Here is a 16,001-nt window from a genome sequence, read left to right on the forward strand (position 1 = left end):
GCCAGGGACTCGAACCCCGAACCCGCGGATTAAGAGTCCGCTGCTCGGCCAGTTGAGCTAGGCCAGGTCGCGCTTGTCCTTGTCCGACAGGCCGCCGTGCTTCTCGTGGGGCTTCCAGGTTGACTTCATCACCTGCCATTACCCACTTGCTGTCCGGTCTCACCCGCCTGTCGATCACCGGCACGCTCAGCACACCCACGCTGACCTGCCCGGCGAGCTGACGGAACCACAGGCCCGGGGCCGGGTCGGCGGTCGACCCGGCCCCGGGGCTCCGGTTACCTGATGGAGAAGTCGGCCAGCCGCAGTGCGGAGTCGAACACCAGGTACACGTCGTGGGTGCCGGCGGTCCGGGCCAACTCGGCGCTGACGCTGACGTACCGGTAGTCGTCGCCGGTGCTGGGCACGGTGGCTGTGCCGAGCAGCCGGCCGGTGGGCGAGCCCAGGCGGACCTGGATGGTGCCGGCGTCCGCGCCGGCCTTGGCGACCTTCGCGGTGAAGGTGTCCGCGCCGGGGCGCAGGGCGGACCCGGCGAACGAGATCCACTGACCGGACGCGGTGGCACCGACCGCCGTACCCCGGACCTTCGTCTCGTCGACCAGCCGGACCCCCGCGTACCTGTCGAAATTCTCCGCCCTGGTGGTCCGGGACAGGTCCCGGGCCGGGATCGTCTCACCGCGAACCGCGACCGCCGTCCGGGCCCGGATGTCGTCGGCGGACGCGCCCACCAGCAGGTCGTAGGTGGACTTCTCGACCACCCACCGACTGCGGGTGACGTCCCAGTGCGCCAGGTCGGCGGCGGGCAGTCGCAGCGTCACGGTCCGGGTCTGCCCGGGTGCCAACTCGACCCGCTGGAACGCCTTGAGCGCGCGGATCGGCGTCTTGTCCCGCGAGGCGCGCTGGTGGGTGTAGAGCTGAACCACCTCGGACCCGGCCCGGCTGCCGGTGTTGGTCACGTCGACACTGACCGCGATGGTGCCGTCGGCCGCCACCGACTGGGCGGCGGTGCGGGCCTGCCCATACCGGAACCGGGTGTACGACAGCCCGTAGCCGAACGGGTAGAGCGGCTTCGCGGTGTTGTACAGGTAGGTCTGGCCGGACGTGATGATGTCGTACTCCAGCAGGTCCGGCGGCAACTGCCCGTCCGAGCGGTACCAGGTCTGGGTGAGCCGGCCGGACGGGTTGCGGTCACCGAACAGGACGTCGGCGACGGCATGCCCGGTCTCGGCCCCCGCGTGGGTCGTCCAGACGATGGCCGGCGCGTGCTCCTGTTCCCATCCGATGGTGACCGGGTAGCTGGTCTGGAGCACGAGCACGGTACGGGGGTTGGCCTTGACGACCGCCTTGACCAGCGCTTCCTGGCCGGCGCTCAGCGCCGTAGAGGTCCGGTCGTGCGCCTCGCGCCCGTTGATGAACGGGTTGCTGCCGACGACCAGGACGGCGGTGTCGGCGGCCTTGGCCGCGGCGACGGCCCGGTCGATCCCGCTGCTGACCACCTCGCGGCTGAAGTGGGTGGCGTCGGCCGCGGTGGACGCGCCGAGTGTGAGGGCACCGTCGCCGCCAACCGTGACGTACGTGTTGGCGCCGAACCAGCTCTCCTTGGTCTCGTAGCCGACGTAGCGCAACACCACGCTGTCGTCGGCCTGCGGCTCCAGCTTGAACTGCTGCTGCACGTACCAGCCGTTGGGCTGCTCGTCGCGGGTGAGGAACGGCCCCCAGTTGTAGCCGAGGTAACGGCCGTTGGCGGCGTTGCGCAACGTCAGCACGTCCTGGCCCCAGTCCACCACGTCGAACTGGGCGGCGAGCGACGCGCTGTCACCGGTGGCGGCGACCGGGTCGGCGTCAGTGGTGCCGGTGGCCGTGACGTACCGGCCGGTCGCCGGGTCCTTCAGGGCGATCCGGTCCGCCCCGTCGAGCCCGTTGACGCTGGCCGAGTCGCCCAGCCGCTCGCGGATGCCATCGAGCGCGGTCACCTGATACGGCAGGTCGCCGCCGTACCAGTCGGAGTAGAGGGTGTCGGCCAACGGCCCGAGCACGGCCACCTTGCGGGTCCGGGCCGGGTCCAACGGAAGCGCCTGCCGGGAGTTCTTCAGCAACACCATCGCCTCGCCGGCGGCCTGCCGGGCCAGCCGCTGATGGTCCGGGCTGTTGATGACGTCCGGGGTGATGCCGCCGTACCGGCCACCGCCCGGGTCGAACTCACCCAACCGGAACCGCACGTTCAGGATCTCCCGGATCCGCGCGTCGATGTCCCGCTCGGTGAGCAGACCGGCAGCCAGCGCCTGCTTGATGGCGGTGACGGTCGGCTGCGCGTTGGTGTCGTCGGTGATGAAGCTGTTGAGGCCGGCCTTGACGATCGCGGCGTTCCCCTCGGCCTGGGTGGCGTAGTACCCCTGCGAGGCGACGAGGTTGTTCGGCGCCCAGGCGTCCGTCACGTTCATCAGCGGCTGGTCGGTCCAGTCGCGTACCACCGTGGCCAGGTCGGGATCCACCGTGGCTGGACGGCCGTTGACCAGGTTGTACGCGGCCATCACTCCGGTCGCCGCGTCGGCGGCGATGGCCGGCTCGAACGCGGCCCGGTCGTACTCGTTGAGCACCCGTGGCGGCACGTTCGACGAGGTCACGTCGCGCCGGACCTCGTTGTTGTAGGCCAGGTAGTGCTTCAGGGTCGGGGCGCTCTTCAGATGGTTGGGATCCCCGCCGGTCATCCCCGAGCCGTACGCGGTGGAGATCGCGGCGGTGAGCACCGGGTCCTCGGAATAGCCCTCCTCGTTGCGCCCCCAGCGGGGGTCGCGCAGCAGGTTGACCACCGGCGCCCAGAGGTTGAGCCCCCAGACTCGCGGGTTCTGCGCGTGGTAGCCGCGTGCCTCGTCTCCGACGGCCGAACCCACCTGCCGGATCAGGTCGGTGTTCCACGTGCTCGCCATGCCCACCGGCTGAGGGAAGACGGTTCCGCTGGCCTTCACCACCGCGCCGTTGTTGTCGATGTCGGTCGACCAGGCCACCCCGTGCAACGCCTCGGTGCCGGTCTTGAACAAGCCGATGCCCAGCCGGGGAATGGCCGGCTGGTACTGGTGCAGCCACGAGATCTTCTCGTCCTGGGTGAGCCGTCCGAGCAGATCGTCGACCCGGGCGTGCACGGGCAGGTGTGGATTTCGGAACGGGTAGGTGGGATCGGCGAGCGCCGTGCCGGGGACGGCCGGTAGGGCCAGCAGGGCGAGCGCGAGCGCGGTGATTCCGCGCCGGAGGCGCCAGTTCCGCATGCGGTTCTCCTCATGTCGTACGACAGGCGCCCGGTGGGCGCCGAGACCAGCGTGACCAGGCTCGACACCCGGCTGACGGGCCTGAACGACGGATCGTCGAAGCGCTTCGACGGCCCGGCCGCGTCACTACGGCCATGATTAAGGGATCCGCGCAACTATAGACGTGTGACGATTGATGGCGCCACCGGCCGGCGGACGGGAGTCGCGTGGGGCGGATCTCTGCAACGGGGCGGACGCGTGCAGTTCATGGCTCCCGCGCAGTGCTGTGGGCAAACAGGCATCGATGGTGCTGTTACCATCGCCGCGGTGTGTGCGACCCGATCATCCATGAGATCCGGTGGATGTCATGCCCTCTGACGGACCGGATCCGTACACCCTTCTCGGAGTGACGCGTGCTGCGTCGGTCGCGGAGATTCGGGAACGCTACCTCCTTCTCGTGCAGATCTGGCACCCGGACCGCCATCAGTCGAGTTCCGCGAGCGTCCGCGCGGAAGTCACGCAGCAGATGCAGCGGATCAACGCCGCCTACAAGCAGTTGAGAGATGCCCACGAGCGTGAGGCCCGCGCACGGCAGGACCGGGAGCGTCAGGCTCGCGAACGCCAGACCCGCGAACGGCACGACCGGGAGCGTGCGGACCGGGAGCGTGCGGATCGGGAGCGTGAGGACCGGAAGCGCGAGGCCCGGGAGCGCAAGGATCCGGAGCGCCAGCGCAGGGAACGCCAGGCTCGCGAACGCGAGACCCGCGAACGGGAGCATCCCAGGGCTCGGTGGACACACCCGGGCTACCCGGGTACGAGCCCAGCGGAAACGCCATCGAGCCTGGCGTCAACTGTTCACCCCATCGCGATCGCGCTTCGGTCCGGCGAGAGGGGATACACGCTCCGCGCCTACCTCGACGACCAACGGACCGAAGCCGCCTTTCTCGGGGACCAGGGGCGTCTGCTCCTGTTCAGATCCGTCGCCTCCATGCGTAAGTACCTGGCCAGGACCGAAGCGCACGAGTTGGCCGGCATCCCCGACTGGGAAGGCGTCCTGGAGCGGATCGGCGGTGCCGAGACCGAGCCTGACGACGAGAACTGCTACGAGTTCGACCTCATCGCGCACAGCCTGCGATTTTCGCCGACCCAGTGGGTCCCGGCCTTGTTCATCAACAACCGCGATCTCATTCGAGAGCTCGCGGTGGCGTTCAGCATCGACGACGTACTGAATTTGCTGACCGTGGGGTCGCCGCTCGATCATCTTGACGATCTGTTTCGCATCGTGGACAGGCCGATCGCCGGCTGGAGCGCGCGTCGCCAACTTGCCTCCCTGCAGGGAGGGCAGGCCAGCATCCTGTGGCGCAAAGCGATCCGTGGCGTCGAAGAGCGCGTCCGCTGGCTCCGCTGAGCCGCCAGCCGGCGCTGCGTCGCGGCCAACTGCTCCTCGATCCGTTCGAGACGGTCCAGCGCCTCATCGATACGGTCGAGCCCCGGCAGGTGCGCCACGATCACCCGCCCGGTGGCGGTCGGGTCCACGCTCGGGCCGCCGGAGTGCAACGGCTCGACGGCGCTGGTCACCCGCGCCACCCACTGCTCGTACCGACCGTCCCGCTGGCGGGGAAGTGCCGCCACGGCGTCACGTAGGGCCACCAACACCGGGGTGGGCGAATCGGCCGGGTCTGCGGAGGCAGCAACCGCGGCCAGGACGCCACGACCGGGGTACGGCCTCTTCGGGGGAATCCGGGGCCGAGTGATCACCGAACCTAACGATTAGCTGACATGCGGCGACCACGCTGACCGACATGCGCAAAGCAAATGTGAAGATGACCGGTCTGGCGGTCCTGCTGGTGTCGCTCGCGGCCTGCGGCGGCGACCCGGAGGCGTCCGAGCCGCAGGTGGCCGCAATCCCGGGCGCGACCATGTCGGCGAGTGCCGGCCCAGCCGGTTCGAACAGCGGCGCCGACCGTCAGCTTGCCCTCGGCGCGAGCAAGCAGGAGATCGACCGCCTCTACGACGCCTACTACGCGTGCTGGGTGCAGCACGGTGTGCCCTCGGCGCCAGCCTCGGGCGGAAACGGCGGTCCGCTTCTCAGTTACAAGAGGGACGAGAAGAAGTATCAGCCGGCCGTGGACGCGTGCGCCGACAAGGAGCCGCTGAGCGCTCCGGAGCTCGACCCTCATCAGAACCCGAACTTCGCCGACGACCTGCGCGAGAAACTGCAGTGCGTCAGGGACCACGGCCTGTCGATGGAGATCCGGCAGGGGGGCACCGACAACGCCAACATCTGGGTCGCGCCGGAGACCAAGGCCAACCTCGAGAAGGCGAACAGCGACGCGGGGTTGGAGATCCAGCGTCAGTGCGAGATCTCGGCCTTCACGCAGAAGTAGCCGACCGTGCGGACGAAAACCCTCATCATCACCATCACGTGCGGCGTGCTCGCGCTGGGCGGAGTGGTCTACGCCGTCCAGGCCCGCGCCGGCGACGACTCTCCGGCCGCGCAGCCGGCCGCGGCGAAGGTGGCCACGGCCGAGGTGGTCCGGACCGACCTCTCCGACTACTGGGCCGAGAGCGGCACGGTCGGCTATCGCAAGCAGCGCACCCTGCGTGGCGTCGCGCCCGGGGTGCTCACCTGGTTGCCCCGGCCCGGCAGCACCATCGCCCGGGGTGACATTCTGTATCGTTCCGGCGACCGGCCGGTGATCCTCTTCTACGGGCCGTCGCCGATGTTCCGCGACATCGACGTGGTCGGCATGGTCGGCCGCGACGTCAGAGTGCTGGCCGACAACCTCCGGGCGCTCGGCTACCGGATCGGGTCCCAACCCGCACCGGGAACCCGGGTGACCGTCCAGGGTGGACCTGCACCGACCGCGACCGGCCAGGGTGCGAACGGGGACGCCAACAAGCCGGATTCGACGCCGACAGCCTCCGGTACGGGGGCGTACCAGACCGTCGTGACCAGCCAGGACGCCGTCTTCACCCGATCGCTCAGGGACGCCGTGAAACGCTGGCAGGCGGCCAAGGGGGTACGTCCGGCAACCGGCACCGTGACACTCGGCGACGTCCTGGTGCTGCCCGGTGCGGTGCGTGTGGGCGCGGCGTCGGCGCAACTCGGCGACGACGCCACCGGCAACCTGATGGCGATCAGCGATCAGACCAAGGCGGTCTCCGTCGAGATCGACGCGAGCCGGGCCGACGACCTCCGTGCCGGGCAGAAGGTGCAGATCACTCTTCCGGACAGCTCACACACCAGCGGCACCATCAACTCGGTGAGCAGCAACGTCCAGGCCGGCCCCTCGGACGGCGACGACCCGGGCCCCGAGGGCCCGAAGGTGCAGGTGGTCGTCGCCGTGGACAATGCCTCGGCAATCCAGAACATCAGCTCGGCATCCGTCGAAGTCCGGTTCACCGGCACCACCGCGCACGACGTACTCGCCGTCCCGGTCGGCGCACTGCTCGCGCTCAGCAGTGGCGGTTACGGCGTACAGCTCTCCGACGGTGCCCTGACCGCGGTGAAGGTGGGCCTGTTCGCCGACGGCATGGTGCAGATCAGCGGTACGGGCATCACCGCCGGCACCCGGGTGGTGACGACGTCGTGACCGCGGTGCTGGAGATCGACAGTGCCACCCGGCGCTACGGCGAGGACGTGACGGCGCTGCGCGACGTCTCGCTGCGGATCGACGCGGGCGAGTTCGTGGCGATCCTGGGGCCGTCCGGGTCGGGAAAGTCCACCCTGCTCAACATCATGGGCACGCTGGACCGGCCCACCGAGGGTCGGGTGCTGATCGGCGGACGGGACGTCACCACCATGTCCGACCGACAACTGTCCAGCCTGCGCGGCCGGTGGCTGGGCTTCGTGTTCCAGCAGTTCCACCTCACCGACGGGCTGACCGCGACCGAGAACGTCGCGACCGGCCTGCTCTACGCCGGTGTGCACCGCCGGCACCGCCGGGCGTTGGCCCTGGCGGCGCTGGAGCGCGTCGGTCTGGCCCACCGCGCCGACCACCACCCACAGGCGCTCTCGGGCGGCGAACGCCAACGGGTGGCGATCGCCCGGGCGCTGGTCAACCGGCCCGCGCTGGTGTTGGCCGACGAGCCGACCGGGGCGCTCGACGTGGCCACCGGCTCGGCCGTGCTGGACCTGCTGACCGAGTTGAACCGGGACGGGACCACGATCGCGCTGATCACCCACGATCACGAGGTAGCCGCCCGGGTGCCCCGACAGCTCCGCATCCTGGACGGCCGCCTGGTGTCCGACTCCGCGAACGGTGAGCCGACATGAGGCGTACCCGGCAGGCGGCGGGAGTGGACCGGGATGCCGCACCCGTCCGGCTGGCCCCGGCCGATCTGATCGGCCTGGGCCTGCTCGGCATCCGGACACGCACGGCGCGGGCCGCCCTGTCGGCGCTCGGCATCGCCATCGGCATCGCCACCCTGATCCTGGTCACCGGGATCCCCGCGTCGAGCCAGCGGGCACTCGAGGAGAAACTGGCCGCCCTGGGCACCAACCGACTGCAGGTCACACCGGCGCCCAACCGCGAGCCACCGGTCAAGCTGCCCGTCGAGTCGGTGGACATGGTGTCCCGGATCGCGCCGGTGACGGTGGCGAGCGCGACCGCCGACTTCGGGCTGAACGTCGCCCGCTCCGACCGGACCGGCCCCGGCGACTACAACGCTATTGCGGTCGTCGCCACCAGGACGAACCTGCTCGCGGCCATCGACGGCCGGGTACGCTCCGGCCGTTTCCTGGATCCCGCGATGGAACGCCTACCGACGGTGGTCCTCGGCGCGGTCGCCGCCCAGCGGCTCGGCTTCACCGCCGTCGACCTCTCCCAGCCGCTCCAGGTCCACCTTGGCGGGCGGCGGTTCACCGTGATCGGCATCCTCGACCCGGTGCCACTGGCGCCCGAGATCGACCGCTCGGCGATGATCGGCTGGGACGCGGCCAACCACTGGCTGCGCTTCGACGGGCACCCGACCCGGATCTACGTGCAGACCACCGACGCCCAGGTGGTGGCGGTGCGCTCCGTCCTGGCCGCCACGGCCAACCCGGAGCATCCGAGCGACGTACTGGTCAGTCGGCCCTCGGACGGGCTCGCCGCCAAGCAGGCGGTGCAGCAGACCTTCAGCTCGCTGCTGCTCGGACTGGCCGGAATCGCGTTGCTCGTCGGCGGCATCGGGGTGGCCAACACGATGTACATCTCGGTGCTGGAGCGACGCCGCGAGATCGGTCTGCGCCGGGCCTTGGGCGCGAACCGGGGCCAGGTGCGCATCCAGTTCGTGACCGAGTCGATCGTGCTGTCGGCGCTTGGCGGAGCAGCCGGGGTGCTGACCGGAGCGGTGGCGGTCGCCGGCTATGCCACCCTCCAGCACTGGCCGGTGACCATCCCGGCGGCCTCGGCCGCCGCCGGACTGGGCGGGGCGCTGGTCATCGGGGTGTTGGCCGGGGTCTATCCGGCGATGCGGGCGGCCTCGCTCGACCCCACCGAATCACTGTCCAGCGTCTGAGCTGCCGTTAGGAATCTGTCAGGTCGGGCTGGAAATCGGTTCGCTGCCGCAGCGGCGGCCTACCATCGCCGGCATGTGTGCGATGGTCTTGGTCGCTGACGACGATCCGCGGCACGCGGAGGGGATCCGCCGCTACCTCGTGGCCGCCGGCCACGAGACGATCGTGGTGCACGACGGGCGGGCGGCGCTGGACGCCGCCCGCCGCGACCGGCCCGACCTGCTGATCCTGGACGTGATGATGCCCGGACTGGACGGCTTACAGGTATGCCGCACGCTGCGGCAGGAGTCGGACGTGCTGGTGCTCATGCTCACCGCGCGCAGCGCCGAGAGTGATCTGCTGCTCGGGCTGGAACTCGGCGCCGACGACTACCTGACCAAGCCGTTCAGCCCGCGGGAACTCGTGGCCCGCACCCGTACCCTGCTGCGCCGCGCGTCCCGGGGCGCCCCCGAGCCCACCGCCCGGGGCATCCGGCAGATCGGTCGGCTCAGCATCGACTCGGTCGGGCACCACGTGACGGTCGACGGCGAGCGGATCGAGTGCACCCGTGGCGAGTTCGCCATCCTGGCCGCGATGTCCGAGCAGCCGGGCAGGGTCTTCACCCGGGCACAACTGCTGCACCACACCCGTGGCATCGACCGCAGCTCGACCGAACGCACCATCGACGTACACGTGATGAACCTGCGCCGCAAGATCGAAGCCGACCCGAGACGCCCCGAGCAGTTGCTCACCGTGCACGGTGTGGGCTACAAGCTGGCTCCGGGCGCGACGCCGTGAGCAAGAACCGGGTGCCGCTGCGGCATAGCCTGGTGACCCGGCTGCTGGTCTCCTCCGTGGTGATCGCGCTGGCTGCGATCTCGGCCACCGCCTGGCTGGCGGCGACGACCACCACCCGGGCGATCAACTACGAGCAGGGCGGCGCGGTCGCCGACCAACGGGCCGTCTACCAGGCGCTGGTCGGTTACGCGGCCACCCACCACGACTGGTCCGGGGCCGCCGCCCTGGTGAACTCGCGCGCCGCCGAGCTGGGTCGCCGCATCACGCTGACCACCGACGACCACACGATCATCCTGGACTCGCAGGCCGGACCGGCGCTGCGGAACACCCGCCCGTCGGCCGTGGTGGATCCGCTCAACGTCGACCTGGGCCTGACCGGCGGCGACGAGCACATCGATGAGCGGGCCGTCGGGCCCTACGTCGTGCCGGACGGTGACCGGTACGTGCTGAACGAGGTGGCCAAGAACACCCTGACCTGCTTCAAGAAGATGGGCTACGACGGCACCATCGAGATCGCGAAGACCGGCCGCCCGAGCGTCGTCCTCACCACCGTCCGCGCCGAGGCCGAGCAGCCACTGACCCGGTCGGTGACCGAGGGCTGCGGGTTCGAGCTCGACAGCCTGGTCAGTCCAGCCGAGAAGAAGGCACTCCAGACGCTGACCACCTTGACCGCCGACTGTCTCAACCTGGGTGACCGCGCCTCCCAGCTGCGCATCACGCCGACCTTCACGGCATATCTGGGCGAGTCGGCGGTTGTCCGGACCGCGCACGAAAAAATCAAGGTGATGCCGCCGTCGCTGCTCAAGCCGGCCGGGCCGGTCGGCGTCGTGCAGGGCTGCGTCGAATCAGGGCGCAGAACCCAACTCCGACCGTACGTGGCACCCCGCGCGCTGCTGTTCGTCACCGCGCCGGGCAACGGCAGCACCACGCTGAGCCTGTCTGGCGGCAGCATCGGGCGAATCGTGGCGGTCACCGGCGCGGTCCTGCTCGCCACTGTCACGGCGACCGTGCTGGTCGGCCGGCGCCTGGTGCGACCGCTGCGCAACCTCGCCGACGCGGCCGAACGGCGCACGCCCGCCCCGGTGTCCACCCGCGACGAGATCGGCCGGTTGGCGCGCGCTCTGAACGACTCCGCGGAACGTCGGGACCGGGCCGAGGCGCAACGCCGGACCATGGTCAACGACGTGGCACACGAACTGCGTACCCCCCTCAGCAACATCCGCATCTGGCTGGAGGCGGCCCAGGACGACCTGGCCCCGACCGACGCCCAACTGCTGGCGCTGCTGCACGAGGAGGCGCTGCTGCTGCAGCACATCATCGACGACCTCGGCGACCTGGCCGCCGCCGACGCGGGCACGCTGCGGATCGACCTGAGGCCGACAGAGCTGCGGGACGTGCTCACGCACGTGGTCGACAGCCACCGGGGCAGCGCGCTCGCCGCCGGGGTACACCTGGAACTCACCGTCGTGGGAGAGCCGGTGGTGCAGGCCGACCAGGTGCGCCTGCGACAGATGGTCGGCAACCTGATCTCGAACGCCATCCGTCACACCCCGCCCGGCGGCTCGGTCACCGTCGGCGCGAACGGCACGACCATTTCCGTACGGGACACCGGCAGCGGCATCACCCCGGCCGACCTGCCGAAGATCTTCGACCGTTTCTGGCGGGCCGACGAGTCGCGCAGCCGGGTCACCGGCGGCAGCGGGCTCGGCCTGGCGATCACACGCCACCTGACCGAGGCACACGGCGGCACGATCGAGGTGCAGAGCGAGCCGGGCCGGGGAACGCTCTTCACCATCCGACTGCCGGGCCTCGTCGGTTAACGCGAGCGGGTCAGCCCCGGTCGGAGTCGCAACCGGGAAGGCCGGTCCCCACGGGCCGAAAATGAAGCTGCGCGCCCTTCCCCTACGGAAGGACGCGCAGTTTGATGCTGGTGCGCCGCCAGGGACTCGAACCCCGAACCCGCGGATTAAGAGTCCGCTGCTCTGCCAGTTGAGCTAGCGGCGCTCGTCGGCAGCGGGAGCACCGTACCGGTTCGCCCCCGACGAGCGGGCTGCCCCCGACGGACACCTGTCCGACACGGTCCCCGGCTCGGCGGGATGGCGGGCCGGGGACCGCGTCCGGAGCAGCACGCGTCACTCCGGCCCACGTTCGCTCAGCTCCGCAGGTCGAGCAGGGCCTTCCGTTCGACCTCGGTCAGCGGGCCACGGGCCTCGGCGGCGAGGCACTCGGCCAACTCGGTGCGGTTCTTCACGCCGAGGACCACGGTCGCCACACCGGGGACGCTCAGGGCGTACCGGTGGGCCAACGAGGCGGGCGACTCGCCGAACTCGGCGGCGAGCGCGCGGAACCGCTCCGCCCGGGCGAAGTCGACCGCGACCGGGGCGTCGTCCTCCACGGACCGGTCGATCTCCCCGGTGAGCGCTCCCGCCGCCACGGCACGAATAGCGATCACCGAGACGCCGTCGTCGACCGCGGCTCGGCGGATCTCGTCGTTGCGAGGCTCGGCCGACGCGCCGAGCAGCCACATGTCGCCACTGAGGTCAAGGGCGTTCACCACCGCCTGGACCGCATCCGGGCGCGGTTGCTGGTGCATGGCGTCGATCACGGCCTGCGGGTGGCCGACACCGGTCAACCCCCAGGCCCGGATCTTGCCCTCGTCCCGCAGCCGTTCGAAGGTCGGCACCACCTGGTCGCGGTACAGGTCCCAGCCGAGGGTCCGGGGAGTGGGACCGGTCCAGCCCTGCGGGTGCAGTTGGGAGTGGAGCAGGAAGAGATCCAACTGCTCGCGGCCGAGACGCTCCAGGGTGGCGTGCAGGCTGCGGACCATCTTCTCCGGGAGATCACCACCGTCCTGCTCGGGCAGTTCGATCTTGCTGGTGACGAGGACGTCCGAGGCCGGAATGCCGCGCAGGGCGGCACCGGCGACGTTCTCGGCCGCGTAGCCGTCACCGTAGGTCGGGGCCAGGTCGAGCATCGTGACGCCACCGTCGACGGCCGCCCGCACGGTCGCCACCGCCTCGGCGTGGTCGGTCGCCCCCCAGACACCGCCGATCCCGCCACCGCCCAGAGTGAGCGCGCTGACAGTGCCGAGACGACCGAAATCCCTGCTTTGCATCTGCACCTCCGTGACGGAACGTGGCCGCCATTCTACTGACCGGAACACCGCTCACATCAATGCGCCGGCCCGCGCCCCGTGGACCTGGAACAGCGCCGCGTACCGGTCCAGACATCCGTCCACACCGAACTCCTCCAGGGCCCGCTTGGCACCCTCGCGTCGGGTGTCGGCGTCCCAGCCGAGCACGTCCAGCAGCGCCACGCGCAGTCCGGCCGGGTCCCGCGGCTGGACGACCTTCCCCATCCCGGTCGCCAGGACCGGATACCGGCCACCGGGCAGGTCGGTGGTGACCGACGGGATACCGCACATCATCGCCTCGGCCTGCGCGATACCGAAGGACTCCGCGACGGAGGGCAGGGCGAACGCGTCGATGGACGCGTAGAAATCGTTGATCTGCCGGCCGCGGAGCAGCCCGAGGATCCGGATCCGGGGATCCCGTTCGGCGGCGGCCCGGATCCGGTCGATCACGCTACCGCCCGCGACGGTCAGATAGTCGCCGCCGACCAGCAGCCGCGCCTCGGGATCCGGGATCTCGGCGAACGCGGCGACCAGGTAGTCCAGGCCCTTGTCCGGCACGATCCGGCCGAGGAAGCCGATGTGCGGGCCACCGGTCTCCCGGTATGCCGCCTCCCCGCCGCGCCGGTCGAGGCAGGGCGCCGGGATCGCGGACCGCTGGCTGGACCGCAGGATCGACCAGAGTTCCGAGTACTGCGCCTGGTCGTCGCTGTTGACGACGACGGCGTCCGAGCGGCGCAGCGTGACCCGCGACGACACCCGCACCGCGGCCATCGCCGCCCGGGTCACCAGGGTGGGCGGCAGCCAGAGGTCGATGTGGTACGTGGTCACCACCGGTACCCGCAGCGGCAGGGCGGTGATCAGCGCTCCCTCCAGCATCGGCAGGTGCAGGTTGACCACCCGCGAACGCCGGGCGACCCGGCGCACCAGGGACGCGAAGCCGGGACTGACCGGGCCACGGCCGATCGAGGCGACCACCGGGCTGCGGTAGACGTCGACGCCGTTGCGGCTCTCCCGCAGCGGAAGCGCCGGGTCGTGCCGGACAGCGACCACCGCCACCCGCCAGCCCCGCCCGGCGAGGCCCTCGGCGAGCACCCGGGCCACCTCGGTCAGCCCGCTGACGTAGGGCGAGTAGTAGTTGACCGCGACGCAGAGGTCGTATTCGTGGGAGTCCTTGCTGCTCACGCGCTTCTCCAAGAGGTGTCGATCGGTTACCAGACGTGCCAGGCGCTGGCCACCATCGCCTGCGCCAGCACCGCGGCCCAGAGGCCGAGGTTGACCAGCAGCGCGCGGTCCCGGACGAGGTCCTCGACCGGATCACCACCGGAGCCGCCCATGGCGATCATCTGCAGGTAGCGGTGTACCGCGAACGCGGCGAACGGGAAGGTCAGCCCCGCGGTGACCGGCCCGTACGGCGGGGTCTGGGTCCAGACGAAGCCGACGTAGCCGATCAGCGCCGCCACCAGGTTCACCACCACGACCTGGTCCAGGAAGTGGACCGAGTACGCGCGCAGCGCCGGCCGGTGCTCGCCGGCCTCACCACCCGCCGCCGACAGGGCGGCGAGTTCGTGGCGTCGCTTGCCGAGGGAGAGCGCGAGGCACGCGCAGTAGACCCCGATCAGCAGCGCCGGATGGACGGCCGCGCCGACGGCGATGGTGCCGGCCAGCACCCGCAGGACGAATCCGATGGAGACGACCGACACGTCGACCAGGGGCTGGTGCTTGAGCGCCAGGCAGTACCAGAGGTTGAGGGCGAGGTAGCCGGCGACGACGACGCCGGCCAGGGCGGGTAGCAGGGTGGTCAGGGCGGCGGTGCCGGCGAGCAGGCCGACGAGGAGTACGACCGCGGCGGTCGTGCTCACCCGCCCGCTGGCCAGTGGACGGTTTCGTTTGACCGGGTGCACCCGGTCGCGCTCCCGGTCCCTCAGGTCGTTGAAGACGTACACGGCCGAGGCGGCGGACAGGAAGCTCAGTAGCGTGCCGAGCAGCGGCACGAGATGGGTCACCGCGGCGCCGGGGGCCGCCACGAGCGGTGCCGCCAGCACCAGGCCGCCCTTGACCCACTGGCGGGGCCGCAGCAGGACGAACAGTCCGGTGAGGCGGGCCAGTGGTTTCAGCGCCTGTACGGCGGCCGCCGGGTCGACGGAGACCACGGGCAGGTCCGGCGAGGTGGGGTTCGGGACTTCCAGGGCGTGATTCATGGCGGACCTCTCCTTGCTCCATGGAGTGTCAGAACAGCGCCTTCGCCAGGCTCAGGGCGCCCTGCTTCCAGGGATCGCGGTGAGTACGTCCGGCGCTGCGCCGCGCCCCGGCGGCGTTCGCCCGCCACCACTCGTACGTCTTCAACAACGCCTGTTCGTTGCTGAACCGCGGACTGAATCCGAGCCGCTGCGTCGCCCGGTCGATCGAGACGTACGAGTCTCGGGTGAGCTTGTGCACGAGTCGCTTGTAGACCGGGGAGAGGCGCGTCGCGGCGAGTACGCGCAGCGCGGCGACGGCGGGCCCCACCGGCATGGCCAGGACCCGCCTGCCGTGGCCGGCGGCGTCCAGGACCGCCTGGAAGTCCTCCCGTAGGGTGCGGAACTCACGCGCGCCGATGTTGAACGTGTCGTTGGCCATGTCGTCGGGCGCCTCGCAGATCAGCTGAATCGCCGCACAGAGGTCCTCGACGTCGAGCATCTGGGTGGCGACATCGCCGCCGCCGATCAGCGGGAAGTGCCGGCCCTCGTCAGCCCACTCGAAGAGCATGGCGAAGAGACCGAGACGCTCCTCGCCGAGGAAGGTCTTGGGCCGCACGATCGGGGCACAGAGGCCCTGTTCGCGATGCCGGAGCACGGCGGTCTCGGCGCCGAGCTTCGCGGCCGAGTAGGGGTCCACCGGTTCGCACGGGTAGTCCTCCGGCGTGGGGCAGTCCCGGGGCAGTCCGTAGACGGCGGTGGACGAGATGTGCACGAACCGGTCCACACCGGCCCGCCGCGCCGCGGCCAGCGCCGACCCGGTGCCCTCCACGTCCACCGATCGGATCTCCGCCGCCCGGTGGCTGGGCAACGCGGCGGCGGAGTGGATGACCACGTCGGCGGAGCGGAAGGCGCGGGTCATCGCCTCGACGTCCCGGACGTCGGCCCGGACGAAGGTCGCCCGCCCTCGCACCCGGGGCGCGAGTGGACGGATGTCCACTCCGGTCCAGGTCACTCCCGGCCAGGGGCGCGCCAACAGCGCGGTGCCCAACATGCCGGCGGCTCCGGTCACCACAACGTGCACTTCCACCTCCCGTTTCGAAGAAATGCCGCGCTCTCGACGGCAGTGTCACGACTGCACAGCGGCCACGTTTCCGGAATTCGCCTTTATCGGA

Annotated in this window: 13 protein-coding genes and 1 tRNA gene; 8 read left to right on the plus strand and 6 right to left on the minus strand. The window is 70.6% G+C overall.

Going from position 1 to position 16,001, the window contains the following annotated elements:
* Positions 1–275: 275 nt before the first annotated feature.
* Positions 276–3,260 (minus strand): glycoside hydrolase family 3 protein, encoded by a 2,985-nt coding sequence (locus C7C45_RS21280; RefSeq protein WP_110565445.1) that lies wholly within the window; start codon positions 3,258–3,260, stop codon positions 276–278.
* A gap of 12 nt (positions 3,261–3,272) precedes the next feature.
* On the opposite strand from C7C45_RS21280, the gene C7C45_RS35545 reads away from it, so the two are divergent.
* The 8 genes from C7C45_RS35545 (at position 3,273) to C7C45_RS21315 (ending at position 11,339) form a co-directional block, all read left to right on the plus strand.
* The gene (locus C7C45_RS35545) at positions 3,273–3,398 is read left to right on the plus strand and encodes a hypothetical protein (RefSeq protein WP_280101384.1); all 126 of its coding nucleotides are present in this window, start codon (positions 3,273–3,275) and stop codon (positions 3,396–3,398) included.
* A gap of 208 nt (positions 3,399–3,606) precedes the next feature.
* Positions 3,607–4,647: a DnaJ domain-containing protein gene (locus C7C45_RS21285; RefSeq protein WP_280101385.1), complete on the plus strand. Its 1,041-nt coding sequence runs from the start codon at positions 3,607–3,609 to the stop codon at positions 4,645–4,647.
* 415 nt (positions 4,648–5,062) lie between these two features.
* The gene (locus C7C45_RS21290; protein ID WP_244200484.1) at positions 5,063–5,626 is read left to right on the plus strand and encodes a hypothetical protein; all 564 of its coding nucleotides are present in this window, start codon (positions 5,063–5,065) and stop codon (positions 5,624–5,626) included.
* A gap of 6 nt (positions 5,627–5,632) precedes the next feature.
* A complete protein-coding gene (locus C7C45_RS21295; RefSeq protein ID WP_110565448.1) occupies positions 5,633–6,835 on the plus strand; it encodes an efflux RND transporter periplasmic adaptor subunit in 1,203 nt (400 codons plus the stop codon).
* Positions 6,832–7,518, plus strand: a complete 687-nt coding sequence (locus tag C7C45_RS21300; protein ID WP_110565449.1) for an ABC transporter ATP-binding protein — start codon at positions 6,832–6,834, stop codon at positions 7,516–7,518. Before C7C45_RS21295 ends, C7C45_RS21300 begins: the two co-directional genes overlap by 4 nt.
* Positions 7,515–8,744, plus strand: coding sequence for an ABC transporter permease (locus tag C7C45_RS21305; protein ID WP_110565450.1), 1,230 nt, complete (start codon positions 7,515–7,517; stop codon positions 8,742–8,744). The genes C7C45_RS21300 and C7C45_RS21305 overlap by 4 nt, the downstream gene beginning before the upstream one ends.
* A 73-nt stretch (positions 8,745–8,817) precedes the next feature.
* The gene (locus C7C45_RS21310; protein ID WP_110565451.1) at positions 8,818–9,519 is read left to right on the plus strand and encodes a response regulator transcription factor; all 702 of its coding nucleotides are present in this window, start codon (positions 8,818–8,820) and stop codon (positions 9,517–9,519) included.
* Positions 9,516–11,339: a sensor histidine kinase gene (locus C7C45_RS21315; RefSeq protein ID WP_244200485.1), complete on the plus strand. Its 1,824-nt coding sequence runs from the start codon at positions 9,516–9,518 to the stop codon at positions 11,337–11,339. Before C7C45_RS21310 ends, C7C45_RS21315 begins: the two co-directional genes overlap by 4 nt.
* Before the next feature lie 108 nt (positions 11,340–11,447).
* On the opposite strand, the gene C7C45_RS21320 is transcribed toward C7C45_RS21315, so the two are convergent.
* From C7C45_RS21320 to C7C45_RS21340, 5 genes are all read right to left on the minus strand, one after another.
* A tRNA-Lys gene (locus C7C45_RS21320) sits at positions 11,448–11,523 on the minus strand.
* A 148-nt stretch (positions 11,524–11,671) separates the two neighbouring features.
* Positions 11,672–12,634, minus strand: coding sequence for an aldo/keto reductase (locus C7C45_RS21325; RefSeq protein ID WP_110565531.1), 963 nt, complete (start codon positions 12,632–12,634; stop codon positions 11,672–11,674).
* 51 nt (positions 12,635–12,685) lie between these two features.
* Positions 12,686–13,834, minus strand: a complete 1,149-nt coding sequence (locus C7C45_RS21330; RefSeq protein WP_110565452.1) for a glycosyltransferase family 4 protein — start codon at positions 13,832–13,834, stop codon at positions 12,686–12,688.
* Between the two features lie 26 nt (positions 13,835–13,860).
* Positions 13,861–14,850, minus strand: coding sequence for a UbiA prenyltransferase family protein (locus C7C45_RS21335; RefSeq protein WP_110565453.1), 990 nt, complete (start codon positions 14,848–14,850; stop codon positions 13,861–13,863).
* A 28-nt stretch (positions 14,851–14,878) separates the two neighbouring features.
* Positions 14,879–15,910, minus strand: a complete 1,032-nt coding sequence (locus C7C45_RS21340) for an NAD-dependent epimerase/dehydratase family protein (protein ID WP_110565454.1) — start codon at positions 15,908–15,910, stop codon at positions 14,879–14,881.
* Positions 15,911–16,001: the final 91 nt, after the last annotated feature.

It is taken from the genome of Micromonospora arborensis (assembly GCF_003205615.1).
GTDB classification, from domain to species: Bacteria; Actinomycetota; Actinomycetes; order Mycobacteriales; family Micromonosporaceae; genus Micromonospora; species Micromonospora arborensis.